12 protein-coding genes are annotated in these 16,412 nt (G+C 63.7%); 3 read left to right on the plus strand and 9 right to left on the minus strand.

Annotated elements, in window-relative coordinates; genetic code table 11:
* Positions 1 to 40 precede the first annotated feature (40 nt).
* The 7 genes from rpoB to secE all read right to left on the minus strand — a co-directional run bounded on the left by rpoB (position 41) and on the right by secE (position 7,863).
* Positions 41 to 4,177: a DNA-directed RNA polymerase subunit beta gene (gene rpoB, locus BMG00_RS13495; protein ID WP_078529319.1), complete on the minus strand. Its 4,137-nt coding sequence runs from the start codon at positions 4,175 to 4,177 to the stop codon at positions 41 to 43.
* Positions 4,178 to 4,424: 247 nt separating this feature from the next.
* Positions 4,425 to 4,799 carry a 50S ribosomal protein L7/L12 gene (gene rplL, locus BMG00_RS13500; protein WP_038074704.1) on the minus strand — a complete coding sequence of 125 codons (375 nt, stop codon included), beginning with the start codon at positions 4,797 to 4,799 and terminating at the stop codon, positions 4,425 to 4,427.
* 67 nt (positions 4,800 to 4,866) lie between these two features.
* Positions 4,867 to 5,379 (minus strand): 50S ribosomal protein L10, encoded by a 513-nt coding sequence (rplJ, locus tag BMG00_RS13505; protein ID WP_078529316.1) that lies wholly within the window; start codon positions 5,377 to 5,379, stop codon positions 4,867 to 4,869.
* Between the two features lie 257 nt (positions 5,380 to 5,636).
* Positions 5,637 to 6,335 (minus strand): 50S ribosomal protein L1, encoded by a 699-nt coding sequence (gene rplA / locus BMG00_RS13510; RefSeq protein ID WP_078574701.1) that lies wholly within the window; start codon positions 6,333 to 6,335, stop codon positions 5,637 to 5,639.
* 3 nt (positions 6,336 to 6,338) lie between these two features.
* Positions 6,339 to 6,791 carry a 50S ribosomal protein L11 gene (gene rplK / locus BMG00_RS13515; protein ID WP_078529312.1) on the minus strand — a complete coding sequence of 151 codons (453 nt, stop codon included), beginning with the start codon at positions 6,789 to 6,791 and terminating at the stop codon, positions 6,339 to 6,341.
* Positions 6,792 to 6,895: 104 nt separating this feature from the next.
* On the minus strand, positions 6,896 to 7,435 hold the full coding sequence (gene nusG, locus BMG00_RS13520; protein WP_078529310.1) for a transcription termination/antitermination protein NusG: 540 nt from the start codon (positions 7,433 to 7,435) through the stop codon (positions 6,896 to 6,898).
* A gap of 242 nt (positions 7,436 to 7,677) precedes the next feature.
* Positions 7,678 to 7,863, minus strand: coding sequence for a preprotein translocase subunit SecE (gene secE, locus BMG00_RS13525; protein ID WP_038074699.1), 186 nt, complete (start codon positions 7,861 to 7,863; stop codon positions 7,678 to 7,680).
* A gap of 245 nt (positions 7,864 to 8,108) precedes the next feature.
* Between secE and BMG00_RS13530 the strand changes: the two genes are divergently transcribed.
* On the plus strand, positions 8,109 to 8,606 hold the full coding sequence (locus BMG00_RS13530) for a DUF4405 domain-containing protein (protein WP_078574702.1): 498 nt from the start codon (positions 8,109 to 8,111) through the stop codon (positions 8,604 to 8,606).
* 144 nt (positions 8,607 to 8,750) lie between these two features.
* On the plus strand, positions 8,751 to 11,051 hold the full coding sequence (locus BMG00_RS13535; RefSeq protein ID WP_146642648.1) for a glycosyltransferase: 2,301 nt from the start codon (positions 8,751 to 8,753) through the stop codon (positions 11,049 to 11,051).
* On the opposite strand, the gene BMG00_RS13540 is transcribed toward BMG00_RS13535, so the two are convergent.
* Positions 11,052 to 12,107 carry a DUF2793 domain-containing protein gene (locus BMG00_RS13540; protein WP_078574704.1) on the minus strand — a complete coding sequence of 352 codons (1,056 nt, stop codon included), beginning with the start codon at positions 12,105 to 12,107 and terminating at the stop codon, positions 11,052 to 11,054.
* A gap of 142 nt (positions 12,108 to 12,249) precedes the next feature.
* Between BMG00_RS13540 and BMG00_RS13545 the strand changes: the two genes are divergently transcribed.
* Complete coding sequence (locus BMG00_RS13545; RefSeq protein ID WP_078529304.1) at positions 12,250 to 13,647, plus strand: phosphomannomutase; 1,398 nt, start codon at positions 12,250 to 12,252, stop codon at positions 13,645 to 13,647.
* 2 nt (positions 13,648 to 13,649) lie between these two features.
* Here the strand turns inward: BMG00_RS13545 and BMG00_RS13550 are convergent, their stop codons facing one another.
* Positions 13,650 to 16,370, minus strand: coding sequence for a DUF4214 domain-containing protein (locus tag BMG00_RS13550; RefSeq protein WP_158521738.1), 2,721 nt, complete (start codon positions 16,368 to 16,370; stop codon positions 13,650 to 13,652).
* Positions 16,371 to 16,412 lie beyond the last annotated feature (42 nt).

Below are 16,412 nucleotides of genomic sequence, written 5' to 3' on the forward strand. Positions count from 1 at the left end.
TTGAATGAGGGCGGAAGGGATCAGAGGAGGGCCAAAGCCCTCACTCCTCTTCCTCCGCGTCCAGGAGTTCCATGTTGAGGCCGAGGCCCCGGACCTCTTTGACGAGAACGTTGAACGATTCCGGCACGCCGGCTTCGAAATTGTCCTCGCCCTTGACGATCGACTCGTAGACCTTCGTCCGGCCGGCCACGTCGTCCGATTTCACCGTCAGCATCTCCTGCAGGGTGTAGGCGGCGCCGTAGGCTTCCAGAGCCCAGACTTCCATCTCCCCGAGACGCTGACCACCGAACTGCGCCTTACCACCCAGCGGCTGCTGCGTGACGAGCGAGTACGGACCGGTCGAACGGGCGTGCATCTTGTCATCGACGAGGTGGTGAAGCTTGAGGAAGTACTTCACACCCACCGTGACCTTGCGCGCGAACTGCTCGCCGGTGCGGCCGTCGAACACGGTCGACTGACCGGATTGATCGAAGCCCGCACGCTTGAGCGCGTCGTTGATGTCGGCTTCTTTCGCACCGTCGAAGACCGGGGTCGCGATCGGAACACCGGTGCGGACAGCTTCGGCGCTTTCGATGAAGGCCTCGTCATCCATACCGGCGAGGACCTCGTCATAGGTCTCTTCGCCATAGCCGATCTTCATCGCTTCGCGAACCGGGGTCATGTCGCCGTTGCGGCGATAGGCGCGGATCGCCTCGTCGATCTGGTTGCCCAGACCGCGCGACGCCCAACCCATGTGAGTCTCGAGGATCTGACCGACGTTCATGCGCGAAGGCACGCCCAGCGGGTTCAGCACGAGATCGACAGGGGTGCCATCGGCGAGGAACGGCATGTCTTCCATCGGAACGACTTTCGACACGACGCCCTTGTTCCCGTGACGACCGGCCATCTTGTCGCCTGCCTGAAGCTTGCGCTTCACGGCCACGAAGACCTTGACCATCTTCATCACGCCCGGAGGCAGGTCGTCGCCCTGGCGGACCTTCTCGACCTTGTCCTCGAAACGCAGGTCGAGCGCGCGTTTCTGCGCCTCGAACTGGTCGTTGAGCGCTTCGACTTCCTTCGCATCGCCCTCGTCTTCGAGCGCGAGCTGCCACCACTGGCCCTTCGACAGGGTGCCCAGCAGTTCGTCGTCGATGGTCGAACCGGCCTTGATGCCTTTCGGCCCCTTCACGGCGGTCTTGCCCATGATCAGGGTCTTGAGGCGCGCGTAGATGTTGCGCTCGAGGATCGCGAGCTCGTCGTCCCGGTCACGGGCCAGACGTTCGACTTCCTCACGCTCGATCTGCAACGCACGCTCGTCCTTGTCGACGCCGTGACGGTTGAAGACGCGGACTTCCACGATCGTACCATAGGCACCCGGCGGCAGACGCAGCGAGGTGTCGCGCACGTCGGACGCTTTCTCACCGAAGATGGCGCGGAGGAGTTTCTCTTCCGGCGTCATCGGGCTTTCGCCCTTCGGGGTGATCTTGCCCACGAGGATATCGCCCGGCCCCACTTCGGCGCCGATATAGACAATGCCCGCTTCGTCGAGGTTGCGCAGGGCTTCCTCGCCAACGTTCGGGATGTCGCGGGTGATCTCTTCCGGGCCGAGCTTGGTGTCACGCGCCGCCACTTCGTATTCGTCGATGTGGATCGAGGTGAACACGTCGTCGCGGTGGATCCGCTCGGAGATCAGGATCGAGTCTTCGTAGTTGTAGCCGTTCCAGGGCATGAAGGCGACGACCACGTTGCGGCCGATCGCCAGTTCGCCCTGATCGGTCGACGGACCGTCAGCGACAACCTGACCCTTCACCACCTTGTCGCCCACTTTCACGACGGGACGCTGGTTGATGGTCGAGGACTGGTTCGAACGCTTGAACTTGCGCAGACGGTAGATGTCCACGCCCGGATCGCCCGCTTCGAGATCGTCGGTCACGCGAATAACGATACGCTGCGCATCGACCTGGTCGATGATGCCGCCACGGTTCGCGGTGATCGCAGCCCCAGAGTCGCGCGCCACGGTCGCTTCCATGCCGGTGCCGACATAGGGCGCTTCCGAACGCAGCAGCGGCACGGCCTGACGTTGCATGTTCGCACCCATCAGAGCGCGGTTCGCGTCGTCGTTTTCGAGGAACGGGATGAGCGCCGCACCGACCGAGACCAGCTGTTTCGGCGACACGTCGATCAGGTCCACCATTTCCGGCGGGTTGAGCGCGTATTCGCCCGACTGGCGGGTCGAGACGAGGTCGTTGATGAACTTGCCGTTCTCGTCGAGGGTCGCGTTCGCCTGCGCCACGGTGTGACGCATTTCCTCGGTCGCGGACATGTAGACCACCTCGTCGGTGACCTTGCCATCCTCGACCTTGCGATACGGGGTCTCGATGAAGCCATACTTGTTCACGCGGGCGAAGGTGGCCAGCGAGTTGATCAGACCGATGTTCTGACCTTCCGGCGTTTCGATCGGGCACATCCGGCCGTAGTGGGTCGGGTGAACGTCGCGCACCTCGAAGCCGGCACGCTCACGGGTCAGACCGCCCGGCCCGAGCGCCGAAAGACGACGCTTGTGCGTGACTTCCGAGAGCGGGTTGGTCTGGTCCATGAACTGCGACAGCTGCGAGGAGCCGAAGAATTCACGCACCGCGGCCGCGGCCGGCTTCGCGTTGATCAGATCCTGCGGCATGACCGTGTCGATCTCGACCGAGGACATGCGCTCCTTGATCGCGCGCTCCATGCGCAGCAGGCCGACGCGATACTGGTTCTCCATCAGTTCGCCGACCGAACGCACACGGCGGTTGCCGAGGTGGTCGATGTCGTCGATCTCGCCCTTGCCGTCGCGCAGTTCCACCAGGCCCTTGATGCAGGCGATGATGTCTTCGCGGCGCAGCGTGCGCTGGGTGTCCGGCGCATCGAGGTCAAGACGCATGTTCATCTTCACGCGACCGACGGCCGAGAGGTCGTAGCGCTCGCTGTCGAAGAACAGGCTGTCGAAGAGCGACGAGGCGGCTTCGACGGTCGGCGGCTCACCCGGACGCATGACGCGGTAGATGTCCATGAGCGCGGTGTCGCGGTTCATGTTCTTGTCCGCGGCCATGGTGTTGCGGATGTAGGGGCCGACATTGACGTTATCGATGTCGAGCACCGGGATCTCGGTGATGCCGTTGTCGAGCAGCGTCTTGATCGACCCGCCGACGAGCTCGCCATCCTTGTCGTAATCCGCCGTCAGCTCGTCACCCGCTTCGATGTAGATGAAGCCGGTGTCCTCGTTGATGATGTCCTTGGCGCAGAAGCGGCCCAGGATGTGGTCGAACGGCACGAGCAGCTCGGGAACCGAGTTGTCGTCACGCCATTTCTTGACCATGCGCGGGGTCGCCTTGTCGCCCGCTTTGAGGATCACCTCGCCCGAAGCCGCATCGACGAGGTCGAAGGTCGGACGGGTGCCGCGAACGCGGTCGGGGAAGAACTTGGTGACCCAGCCCGAACGGCCCTTGGCGGTGTAGGAGACGGTCTCGTAATAGGCATCCATGATGCCTTCCTGATCGAGGCCGAGCGCATAGAGAAGCGTCGTCACCGGCAGTTTGCGGCGACGGTCGATGCGTGCGAACACCAGATCCTTGGCGTCGAATTCGAAGTCGAGCCACGACCCGCGATAGGGGATGATCCGGCAGGCGAACAGCAGCTTGCCCGAGCTGTGCGTCTTGCCGCGGTCATGGTCGAAGAACACGCCGGGCGAACGGTGCATCTGGCTCACGATGACCCGCTCGGTCCCGTTCACGATGAACGTACCGTTCTTCGTCATCAGGGGCATGTCGCCCATGAAGACATCCTGTTCCTTGATGTCCTTGACCGAGCGCGCGCCGGTTTCCTCGTCCACATCGAACACGATGAGACGCAGGGTGACCTTCAGCGGCGCCGAATAGGTCATGTCGCGCGCCTGGCACTCCTCGACATCGTATTTCGGCTTCTCGAGCTCGTATTTCACGAACTCCAGGATGGCGTTGTCATTGAAATCCTTGATCGGGAAGACCGACTGGAAAACGCCCTGGAGACCCTCGCCATCGGTGGGCTTGTCCGCCTCGCCGGAGCGCAGGAACAGATCGTAGGAGGATTTCTGAACCTCGATGAGGTTCGGCATTTCAAGGACTTCACGGATTTTGCCGTAATAGCGGCGGATGCGTTTTTGACCAACGTAAGCTTGAGCCATGCTCTGCGTGACCTTTCGTCTCTTCGCGACTGGCGCAATGTCGGGGCCCATTGCGCGCCGCAAGGCGAATGAAGGGGGGCGGTTCCATACCTGCCTTCCGTCCCACCGAAAGGCTCCCGAACCGCGAACGCCGCCTTGGAGAGGGCTTCAGGGCGGCAAAGCCCTCTCCGAGACAGGTTCGGCTGGGCCCGGGGATTGCCCGGACCCAGCCCATTTTTCAGATCGGATGCAGGCGCATCCGGCTCGATTACTTGAGCTCGACTTTCGCGCCGGCTTCTTCGAGCTTTTTCTTGATCTCTTCGGCTTCCGCTTTCGCAGCGCCTTCCTTGACCTTGCCGCCAGCCTCAACGAGGTCTTTGGCTTCTTTCAGGCCCAGGCCGGTGATGCCACGGACTTCCTTGATCACGTTGATCTTGTTGGCGCCAGCTTCCACGAGAACGACGTCGAATTCGTCTTTCTCTTCGACAGCTTCAGCAGCACCAGCAGCCGGGCCAGCCATCATGACGGCGCCACCGGCGGCCGGCTCGATGCCGTATTCGTCTTTCAGGATGGTTTTCAGTTCCTGGGCTTCCAGAAGGGTCAGGCCCACGATTTCTTCGGCGAGTTTTTTCAGATCAGCCATTTTACAGTTCCTAGATTTGGGTTTTCCAACGTCGCGGTTTCAAGCCGCTACGGGACAAGTCGATTGCTTACGCAGCCTTTTCCTCGATGGTGGAAAGGATGCTCGCGATGTTCGAAGCAGGCGCGCCAACGGCACCGGCGATGTTCGAAGCGGGTGCACCGATGGCCGAAACGATCTGAGCGATGAGCTCTTCACGCGACGGCATATCGGCGACGGCTTTGACACCGGCGACGTCGAGGGCCGAGTCTCCCATTGCGCCGCCGAGGATTTCGAGTTTCTCGTTATCCTTGGCGTACTTGACGACCACTTTCGCCGCGGCGACAGGGTCCTCAGAATAGGAAAGCACGGTCATGCCCGTCAGGTATTCAGCGATGCTTGCGCAGGGCTGACCTTCAAGGGCGATCTTGGCGAGCTTGTTCTTGGCAACACGAACCGAACCACCCGCTTCACGCATGCGTGCGCGGAGGTCCTGCATGTCAGCAACCGTCATGCCTTCGTAGTGAGCAACCACCACGACGCCAGAGCTTGCGAAGATCTGGCCGAGTTCCTCGACCACTTTCTCTTTTTGGGCTCTATCCACAGTTACACTCCAAGTATGGGGGTTTCCCCCCGGCTCTCATTGTCCCGGTTTCCCGGGGTCGGGTCCGAAGGGCCCGAGGCCAGATCGCCCGAGATCGGCCCGAAGGCCCAAACCCGGATTGGTCTCGATCCCCATCTCAGGAAGGAAATTAAGCCGTCACCTTGCGGGATCGGGCACCCTCCGTCTCGGACAGGTCAGGGCGGAAGCGTCAGGCCGCCGCCCTGCCATCCACCGAGGTCTCCCCCGGCGGAATTCTCTTAGTTGCCGGTCGCCGACGTGAGGTCGAGCGACACGCCCGGGCCCATGGTCGAGCTCAGCGACACCTTCTTGAGGTAGGTGCCCTTCGCGCCCGTGGGCTTGGCTTTCGACACGGCGTCCACGAAAGCGCGGACGTTCTGGGCGAGCTGCTCCTCGGTGAAGGAGACCTTGCCGATGCCGCCATGAATGACGCCGGCCTTCTCGACCTTGAACTGGACTTCGCCGCCCTTCGCCGCTTCGACAGCCGCTTTCACGTCCATCGTCACGGTGCCGACCTTCGGGTTCGGCATCAGGTTGCGCGGGCCCAGGACTTTACCCAGACGGCCGACGAGCGGCATCATGTCGGGGGTCGCGATGCAGCGATCGAACTCGATCGTGCCGCCCTGAATGGTTTCCATCAGGTCCTCGGCGCCGACGATATCGGCCCCGGCTTCCTTGGCTTCATCCGCTTTCGCGCCGCGAGCGAAGACAGCCACGCGGACGGTCTTGCCGGTGCCGTTCGGCAGAGCGACGACGCCACGGACCATCTGGTCCGCATGGCGCGGGTCGACGCCGAGGTTCATCGCGATTTCGAGCGTCTCGTCGAATTTCGCATTCGCGTTCGACTTGATCAGCGCGACGGCTTCCTCGACGGTGATGTTGTCCTTGCCGGCGAAGGCTTCGCGGGCGGCTTTGGTGCGTTTACCGAGATTTGCCATGACTTAGCCTTTCACCTCGATGCCGATCGACTTCGCGGAGCCGAGGATGATGTTCATCGCGCCTTCGATATCGTTGGCGTTCAGGTCTTTCATCTTCGCTTCGGCGATCTGACGAACCTGAGCGGCGGTCACGGTGCCGGCGACTTCACGACCCGGCTTCTCCGAGCCCTTCGGACGGTTGCGCTTGCCGACGGGCTTGAGGCCCGCAGCCTGCTTCAGGAAGAAGCTGGCGGTCGGCTGCTTGATCTCGAAGGTGAAGGACTTGTCAGCGTAATAGGTGATGATCGTCGGGATCTTCGCCTGCTTGTCCATCTCCTGCGTCTTGGCGTTGAACGCCTTGCAGAATTCCATGATGTTGATCCCGCGCTGACCCAGCGCCGGACCGACCGGCGGGGACGGGTTCGCGCCGCCTGCCGGGATTTGCAGCTTGAGCTGCCCGATAACTTTCTTGGCCATGTGGCCCTCTCCTTATCACTGTCACACCCGGAGGATGCGAAGTTTAGTGGTTCGGTCCGGGACACCTTGTCTCAGCAAGGACCCTCGCCTCCCACGGCTCACACTCAGGCGGTTTTCTGCACCTGCGTGTATTCCAGTTCGACCGGCGTCGGCCGGCCGAAGATCGAGACGGTGACCTTCAGGCGGCTCGCCGCCTCGTCCACTTCCTCGACCATGCCCGAGAAGCCCTCGAAGGGCCCGTCGGTCACATTCACGTTCTCGCCGACCTCGAAGGTGATGAGGCTGCGCGGCGCGGCCTGCTCACCCGATTCGTCGACGCGGCTCAGGATGCGGTTCACTTCCGCATCCGACATCGGCATCGGCTTGCCCTGCGGCCCGAGGAAACCGGTCACCCGGTTCGTCGAGTTGATCAGGTGATAACCCTTGTCGGTCATCTCCATACGCACGAGCACGTAGCCCGGCATGAAGCGACGCTCGGAGGTCACCTTCTTGCCACGACGCACCTCGATCACCTCTTCGGTCGGCACGAGGACTTCTTCGATCTGGTCTTCCAGACCCTTGTCGATCACGGCCTGACGGATGCTCTCGGCCACTTTCTTCTCGAAGTTCGAGAGAACGCTCACCGAATACCAACGTTTCGCCATGCCGATTCTTTGCCTCTTACCACCGATGCCAAGGCATCGAAAATTCCTGTTATATCACGGGGTTGGCCCGCCATCCCCAGAACAAAAAACAGCGTGCACCACGCGAATCGATGCACGCCGGTTCTGGAAAGTTCCGCCCCTTTACCGCCGAAGGCCTTTGAATTCAAGACCGTTAGGCCGCAGCGCGGTCACTTCTTCGCCGCAACTGCGAGAGGCGCAATCGCCGCGTGCCCGTTCGGGGATCAGCTGCCGATCACCTGGGTCACGCCAAGACGGATGATCCAGTCGACGAGCGAGAAGAAGATCGCCGTCAGGGCCGCCATCGCGAGCACCATGCCGGTCGTCAGCAGAACCTCGCGCCGGTTCGGCCAGGTCACCTTGCCCGCTTCCGAGCGCACCTGCTGGAGAAACTGGAGGGGGTTTGCCATTCTCGTCATCCCTTATGCGCGCCGCATGTCGCGCCGCCTCATCTGCCCGAAGCGCCCCGAGAGGCGCAATTGCCGCCAGATACGCGCTCCCCTCCCGGATTTCAAGGCTGATGCCGTCACTGGCCGCGCGCGCAGTGATCTGCGTGATGCGCATGGCGGCCCTGCAGACGGAAAATTGCACCTGCTTCGTGCTAAAGGAGATCACAAGAAGATGGCGCCCTCCGCGCCAGTCATGGAGCAACCCGATGCCGACCGTTCTCAACCGCTATGCCACGCCGTTCATCACCGGCCTCTTCCTCATCTCGTTGATTTCCGGGGTGGCGCTGTTCTTCCACTGGGGCTCGTCGTGGTTCCGCGGCATGCATGAATGGCTCTCGCTGGTCCTGATCGTGCCCTTTGTTCTTCACATCTGGAAGAACTGGCGCGCGATGATGAATTACTTCAAGCGTGCACCGATGTTCCTGGCGCTCGCCGTGTCGCTGGTCGCAGCGCTCGCCTTCGCGATTCCCGCCGCAATGCAACCGAGTGGCGCGGTGCGTGGCGGTCCGCCGCAATTCGCGATCGCTCAGGCGATGTTCGATGCGCCGCTCGGCACCGTCGCCCCGGTCTTCGGGCTCACCGAGCAGGAGGCACTTGCCAAACTTGGCGCGACCACGATCGGCCAAAGCCTGACCCAGATCGCGGAGGCACAGGGCAGCTCTGCGGCTTCGCTGGCGCAGGAGCTTATGAAACCTGCGGAGTAACCAACGCCAAACCCGTTGCCGCACGGGCGGGGGCGCTCTAAAAAGGAATGCAACTCATGATTGCATTTCGAGCTTCTGTTGCCCCCGAAAACCTCCTTGCTTCACACACGCGCCGCCACACCGGCCCTCCGGCTCTGGCGACGCTTGAGTGGACTGCGCGGCGCGATTGACCGCATAGAGGGGGCAACCGTCACCGGCTGGGCGGCGCAGCGAGGCGCGTCGCCCCCTCTCACAGTCGAACTGCATTGCGCAGACGGACGCCTCGCGACACTGCGCGCGGCTGCGTATCGGGCTGATCTCGAAGGGGCAGGCATCGGCACGGGGCGGCACGGGTTTTCGATTGCCTTGCCGCCTCAGCTGATCGAAGCCGTCCATGCGGGAGGCTGGATCGCGCTTCGCCAAGCGCAGGCAGGCCCGGAGATCGCGCGGCTCGAACTCGGCACCGAAGCGCATGCATCGGGAAAAGGCTCACCGCTTGCCCGCCATCTCTTCGGTCCACTCCTGCGTCTCGGCGATCCCGTCGCGCACGACGCGCGCCCCGATCTTTCCCGCCATCGCGCGCTTTTCAGCAACCGCGCCGCCGCAGGCCCCGAAGCTCTTCCGGCCCCTCTCTTCGCTTATCTCGATTTCGTCCGGCATCGCGACGCTCGTCCGGAAACATTCCCCCCCGAACACGATGCCGAGCAGATCGGCGAACTCCTGCGCTGGTATCTCGACGAGTACGGCGCGCGGCGCACCGGCCTTCAGACCCCGCTCTCGCGCGCGGCGATCGACTGGCTCAACACGGAGGAGAACGGGATCACCCGCGCCATTGGGCTGTTTGACCCGCACGCCCCCGACCGAGAACGCGCGATCGCCCATTGGGCGACCGAACTCGCCCCCAGCCTCGACCTGGCGGATTGCCTGATTTCCGAGACGCATCGCGCCCACCTCTGCGAACCGCTCACATCCGACCCTTTCGCGCTCAACCATTTCACGCGCCACCTGCACACCACGATCCCGGCGCTCACAGCCCTCGACCCGACGCAGAGCGAAGATCGGCGCACCCTGACACTCGCGGTGATGGCGCTTGCGCTAGAACAGCCTGCCTTCCTCTGGTTCGTGCCGCGCACCGATCTCGACACGCTCCTCGACAGCGGCGCTTTCTCGAATTTCGCAACCGACTTGTGTCCCGGCACGTCGGCTTCTCGGTCCCGCTATGGCGCGACCCTGCGCGCAACCGGGTTCGATCTCGACACGCGCAGCTTCCTGCGCAGCCCCGAGGGTCACCGGATCGAGGCCGCCCGCCTCCCTGTGCCCTCAGAGGCTCCCGTCGATATCCAGATTCTCGGCCCCTTTCACAAGGCCGCTGGGCTCGGCCAGTCGACCCGGCTCTCGCAAGCGATCCTCGGCCACACCCCCTACAGCCTTCACGCAGTCGATATCGCCCGCGACAACCCCACACCGAGCCGCCCGCGGATCGAGACCGGAGCCGCGCGCCCCGCGCGCATCAACCTGCTGCATCTCAACGCCGAAGCGGTCCCCGCCGCGCTCGCCTACGAGCCCGACATTTTCTCGGGCGCCTACACGATCGCCTATATCTACTGGGAGCTCGACAGCCCCGCACTCTGTCACCATCTCGCGCTCGATCTGGTGGATGAGATATGGGTCTCGTCCGAGTACTGCGCCGAGATCTATCGGGGCGCGACCACCAAGCCGGTCACCAATGTCGGCATGTGTTTCGAAGAGCCCCCCGCGATCGAGCGCCCCGAAGCCCGCCACGCGCTGCACGCCCGCCTCGAACTGCCCACCTCTGCCTTTACCCTGCTCACAAGCTTCGACAGCTTTTCCTTCCTCCAGCGCAAGAACCCCCTCGGGACGCTGCGCGCCTTTGGCGCGGCCTTCCCCGACGACCCCGAAGCCCGGTTGATCCTCAAGAGCCAGAACCGCGCGAAGGTGCGCGACCCGGCACAAGCCGCGCTCTGGGCGGAAATCGACCGCGAGATCGCCGCCGATCCGCGAATTCTGCTGCTTGATGAAACGATGGATTATTCCGAGGTCCTGCGCCTGATCGCGGGGGCGGATGGCTATCTCTCTTTGCACCGCTCGGAGGGTTGGGGTTTCGGGATGCTCGAGGCGATGGCGCTCGGCACGCCGGTCCTATGCACTGGATATTCCGGCAATCTCGAGTTTTGCGACCCTCAGACCGCATGGCTCGTTCCGGCCGATCTCGTCGAAGTCGGCCCTCAGGATTACATCTTCGCCCGCCCCGGCCAGCACTGGGGCGAGCCCGACCTTGCCGTCGCAATCGAGCAACTGCGCGCTTTCCGATCTGACCCTGAGCTTCGAAGGAAAAAAGCGGCGCAGGCCCAGATCAGGGTGCGCCGCGATTTCTCGGCCTCCGCCATAGCACGCCGCTACGAGGTGCGCCTGCGCGAGATCTTTGACGAACTCGACGCGCGTTGATCAGACCCAGCGCCCGATCGCCGTGACAGAGAGCGTGCAGCTGTCGCCCGCAGCGAAACTCGCACCGTTCGCCGCATAGAGCACCCCCCAGGCCCCGGCCGCGCTGCCGCCCTCGAAACCGGCAAAGGACACCGCGCCCGCCCCGATAGCGCTGCCCGCCGCGAGACTGTCCGCATCGAGCGCGATGCTCAACGCGGGTGTCGCCACGAAGGCTTGCGGGAACGACCAATAGACCTTGAGCGCCCAGTTCGCGTCATAGGCAAGGCCAAGGCTCTGCGTGCAGATCTGCGTGCCATCGGCGAAACGCACATATTCGCCCGAGGCATTCGTGCCCCGCTCGATCACCGCGCCGCCCGTTTGCGAAACCGTCCCCACGATCGCCGAACCGCTCAGCGCGCCCTCGATCACAGCACCTTGCGCCATTACCGCGCGCCCCGTCGCGGCCTCTACGCGCAGCCCCTCGAACCAGCTCGCGCCATCCGCGCTCGTCTTGATCGCGAAATCGTCACCGCCCGCGATTCCCATCTCGGCGCGACCCGACCAGTTCGACTGGAACAGCAGACTCGCCGTCTCGCCCACCGCCGCCTTGTTCACCTTCAGCTGATGGCCCGCGCCCGCATGGCTCAGCAGCGTCGCATCGGCCGAAACCGCCAGCCTGTTCGTTGTATCATAGCCCGTCGCGATCCCCACACCGTCGAGATTGGTCAGCGCGGGCAGCGGCAGCATGTCCCACGCCCCGCCCGCAAGCACCAGTTCCACACCCTCGTCGAGCACAAATGCCCGCCAGCCGTCGCGCGGCTCAAGGAATTGCCAAGCCTGCGCCGACCACAGCGCGAGCTTGCCGGCCTGCCCCGCCCAAGCTCCCGTCACGCCAGTCGGCAAAAGGTAGCGCGCGCCTTCGGCCGGTGCGAGCGGCGGCTCGGCCTGACTGCGTGAGAGCACCGCGAGCTGCACCAGCGCATCGAGAATTTGCAGCGCTTCGTTATGGGTGACGTGTTTTTGCGCCTGGCTGCCGAGCATATAGGGCAGCGCGAGATTGGCCGAGAGATCAGACATCGAGAACTTCCTGCGCTGAGACGTTACGGGGCAGGACGATAGGCGGACAGGGTTAACAGATTTCGAGCGCGGCGCGCGCTGCCTTGCCCCCCTCTCCACCAACCCCTAGGTTCGGTACGATCACAGGTTCAGGACTTTCCCGATGGCTCCCAAATTTGGCACCAGTGGCTTGCGCGGTCTCGTGACCGAGCTGACTGCGGATCTCGTCACCGATTACACCCGCGCCTTTCTCGAAGCCTGCCCGACCGGCGGCGCGGTGCATGTGGGCTGGGATCTGCGCCCCTCCTCGCCTGCGATCGCCGAGATGGTGATTGCCGCGATCAGAGCGGCCGGGATCGAGGCGATCCGCGAAGGCGCCCTGCCCACCCCCGCGCTGGCACTGTCCTCGATGGGTACGGGGCACGCCGCGATCATGGTCACCGGAAGTCATATTCCCGCAGACCGCAACGGGCTGAAATTCTACGTTCCCGGGGGCGAAATCACCAAGGAAGACGAACGCGAAATCCTGATGCGTATCGGCCAGGACTGGGAGATTGCGCGCCAACCCGGCGCGCTGACCGAGGGTGCGCAGAGTGCTGCAAATTACATCGCGCGCTATGTCTCAGGTTTCGGGACCGATGCGCTCGCCGGGATGCGCATCGGCATCTACGAGCACAGCTCGGTCGCGCGCGACATCCTCATCGCCGCCATCCAGCAGCTGGGTGCGCAGCCCGTGCCGCTCGCGCGGTCCGACATCTTCATCCCCGTCGATACCGAAGCCGTCGACCCCGCAACCCGCACCCGGCTCGCAACCTGGTGCGCCGAGCACGCACTCGATGCCCTGATTTCCACCGATGGCGATGCCGACCGGCCGATGGTCACCGACGAGACGGGAACGATCGTGCCCGGCGACGTCCTCGGTGCGCTCACCGCGCAGGCGCTCGGCGCGAAGATCCTCTGCACCCCGGTTTCATCCAACACGATGATCGATGCCATGCCCGAATTCGCGCGGATCGAGCGCACGAAGATAGGCTCTCCCTTCGTCATCGCCGCGATGGAAGCTGCGCTCGACGCAGACCCTCACGCCAGGGTCGTCGGCTTCGAACCCAATGGCGGCTTCCTTCTCGGCTTCACGGCGCAAGGCCCCACTGGCCCGATCCCACCGCTTGCGACCCGCGATTGCCTCCTGCCGATCCTCGCGCCCCTTGTTACAGCAGCCCGCGACGGGGTCCGCCTTTCCGAACTCGTCTCGCGCCTTCCCGCGCGCTTCACCGCCGCCGACCGGCTCGCCGAGATCCCGACCGACCGCTCCGCCGCGCTGATAGATGCGCTCGCCGCCGATCCGGCCGAACGCGCGCGTTTCTTCGACACGCTGGGGCCCACGGAGACGATCGACCGCACCGACGGCCTGCGCCTGCAATTCACCTCGGGCGAGATCGTTCACCTGCGCCCCTCGGGCAATGCCCCGGAGTGCCGCTGCTACGCCGAAGCCGATAGCCCCGCGCGTGCCCGCGCCCTTGTCGAACACCACCTCGCGAAGCTGCGTGACAGTCTGGGCTGAGATCACACATCGACCATCCCGTCGCCGATCCCGCTCAGATCGACATCGACGAATTCGATCGTCACGCCGAGATCACTGAACAGCAGGTCGTCGCCCTGCTCGCTCATATGCGCGCGCACGTCGGCAGCCGAAGTGTAATTGAACCCCTCGAAACTCAGCTTGTCCCAGGGCTCGAGGTCGAGGACTACATGGTGGCCGTCCTCGCCCGCGCGGAAGACGAACTGATCAGCCATGATCCCGCCTTGCAGCAAGTTGTAGCCCGCGCCCCCATCGAGGACGTCCTCGAAGTCGAAGGAGCGGAACCAGTCGATCTGCGCCTGCGCACTCTGGGTGATCATTTCGGGGCTCTGTGCGAAAGAAGCCACGACCCGCTCGCGCGTATAAACGCCGCTGTCGAGTTGATCGAGCCACCAGGTCAACCCGCCGCTGTCGGGCGCACGGCCCAGAACGTTTTGATAGAGAAGCGAGATGAACCCCTCATCGTCCAGATTGCCATAGGTACCCAGGAATTCCGGCGAATTGACGAAACCCGTAACCATCTCGAGGAAGTCCATTCCTTCGGCCCGCATCTCGCTCCAATAGACCATTCCGCCCAGGTTCGGCTCACGCCCAAGCGTCGCCTGATAAAGCCGAAACACATCATCGGTGAAATCCGTCTGCGTGCTCACTCGCGACAGGCCCAATGTGTCAATCGCGGTGGCGTCACGAAATTCAGCGCTCTCCGAGAAGCCGACCACGACCTCCTCGCGGCTTTTCGTTCCCGCCTCGAGCTGATCGAGCCACCAGGTCAAACCGCCGTTGTCGGGGGGGCGGTCCAGCACGTTCTGATAAAGCAGCGTCAGAAATTGGGTGTCGTTGGTATCCTGATAGAGCGTCTGGAACTCTGCCGAGTTGATGAAACCGTCGGCCACCTGTTGCAGGCTCAACGCGCCCGAGCCCAGAATATCGGTCCAATAGGCGAGCCCCTTCGCGTCCGGCGCGCGGTCGAGCGTGGCTTGATAGACCCGGTAGATCTGCGCCGCGAACGGATCATAGCTGCGGTCGATGCGCCCACCGTTGAGCAGGTCGTCGCCGCCCAGACCTTGCAGGATATCGGGCCCGTCATTGCCCACCAGCGTATCGTTGCCGCCGCGCCCGTCGATGAAATCGGCTTGCTGCGTGCCTTCGGTATGAATGTTGCCGATCTCGGGCGGGGTGATCGTGCTGTGCCACATGTCGCGCAGATCGCCGATCGTGAAATCGTCTGAACTCAGGCTGCTGCCATCGGCGGACTGCACGAAGACCCGTTCATCCCCGATGCTGATTTCTGCCCCTGTGGCGGTCGATGTGATGTCGAGCGCATCCTTGCTGTAGAACCACGCCATGCCGGAGAGGTCGAGCCGGTCCGTCCCCGGCTCGTAATCCATGATCCAGTCAGTCTGCCCGTCTGCATCGAGCACGAAGATATCCGCGCCCGCCCCGCCCCAAAGCGAATCCGCGCCCGCCCCATCTTGCAGGATATCCGCCCCCTCTCCGCCGGTGATCCCGTCATTCCCCGAGCCACCCGAGATCAGGTCATTCGCAGAGGTTCCCACCGCCTGCCCGCCACCATCCGCCATTCGCAGCGCCAGTCCGGCCGGACCCAACTCGACCCGGAGCTGGGTAATCCCGGTCCCCTGATCGCTCAGCGCCGGCGGCACATCCCCCACCACGAAGATATCGAGCCCGGTCGCATCCGCGATCATTTCGGCTGCGCGCGGATCGGCCAGCGCGGTGTCGATCCCGTCCGCAATCGTACCGATCTGCACCAGCCGCCCGCTCGGCAAGAGCGTCATCAGGCTCACCCCGTCATCGGCTCCGCCGGCGAGTACGTAGCTATGTGCCCCCATCTCGACCGAGTCGAGCGACGTCACCCCCTGGAAACGGGTCGACAGGTCGTCATTGACCTGATCGGCGACACTCATCGACCCGCCCGGCCCGATTTCGACGACCGAGATCGAACTGGTTCCCGCCGCGCCGAGCAGCGCGAAAGCCTGTCCTCCCACCGTCACCGTTTCAATGGAGTTGGGCGTGTTGATATAAAGCCCGTCGCGCATGTCGATCCGCCCGGCTGGCGACAGCTGCCCGTCCGCGCCCAGAGCGAGACTCGTGAGACTGTTGTCATCGACCGAGGCCGCAAGCAGGAAATGCTCCCCGTTGATCTCGACCGCGTCGAGCGCATGCACGTCATTGCTCTGCCAGAGCGCGCCGGAATTTCCCTGCGCGATTTCCGAGATCTGCCCGCCCGAGCCGATCTCCCACACATGCAGCCCCGGACCTTGACTGAGAGCGCCTACGAGAAATTGCCGCCCCTCGAGCATGAGCGCCTCGATCGACAGGACCGGGCCGGGCGCGACATCTCCCGGCAAGGTGAAGACATCGCTGATCTTGCCGGTCGCTGGCTGCGGGCTCACCGCGCGAAACGCGCCCGAAGACGCCCCGGTGATCAGCAGCGCCGGGCTTCCATCAATGCTGATCTCGGTCAGCGCGCCCGCCGCATCCAGCCCCTCGGTCTCGAACAGATAGGCCGTATCCTTCAGGCTCAGCCCGCGTTCGGGCAGAAGCTGCTGGATGCCGCCGCCGGCGTTGGAAATCGTGTAGAGCTTGAGCGCGTCGGCCTCCTGCACCAGAAGCAGATCGGAAATCGACGCCATGAACCCGTCGGGCCCGTCGTTCTTCGTCGCAATCGGCGTGATCTCCACCATGATCCTCTCAGCTCTCCCCGAAAGAGATTTCATCGTCACTTG

It is taken from the genome of Thioclava marina (assembly GCF_002020135.1).
GTDB classification, from domain to species: domain Bacteria; phylum Pseudomonadota; class Alphaproteobacteria; order Rhodobacterales; family Rhodobacteraceae; genus Thioclava; species Thioclava marina.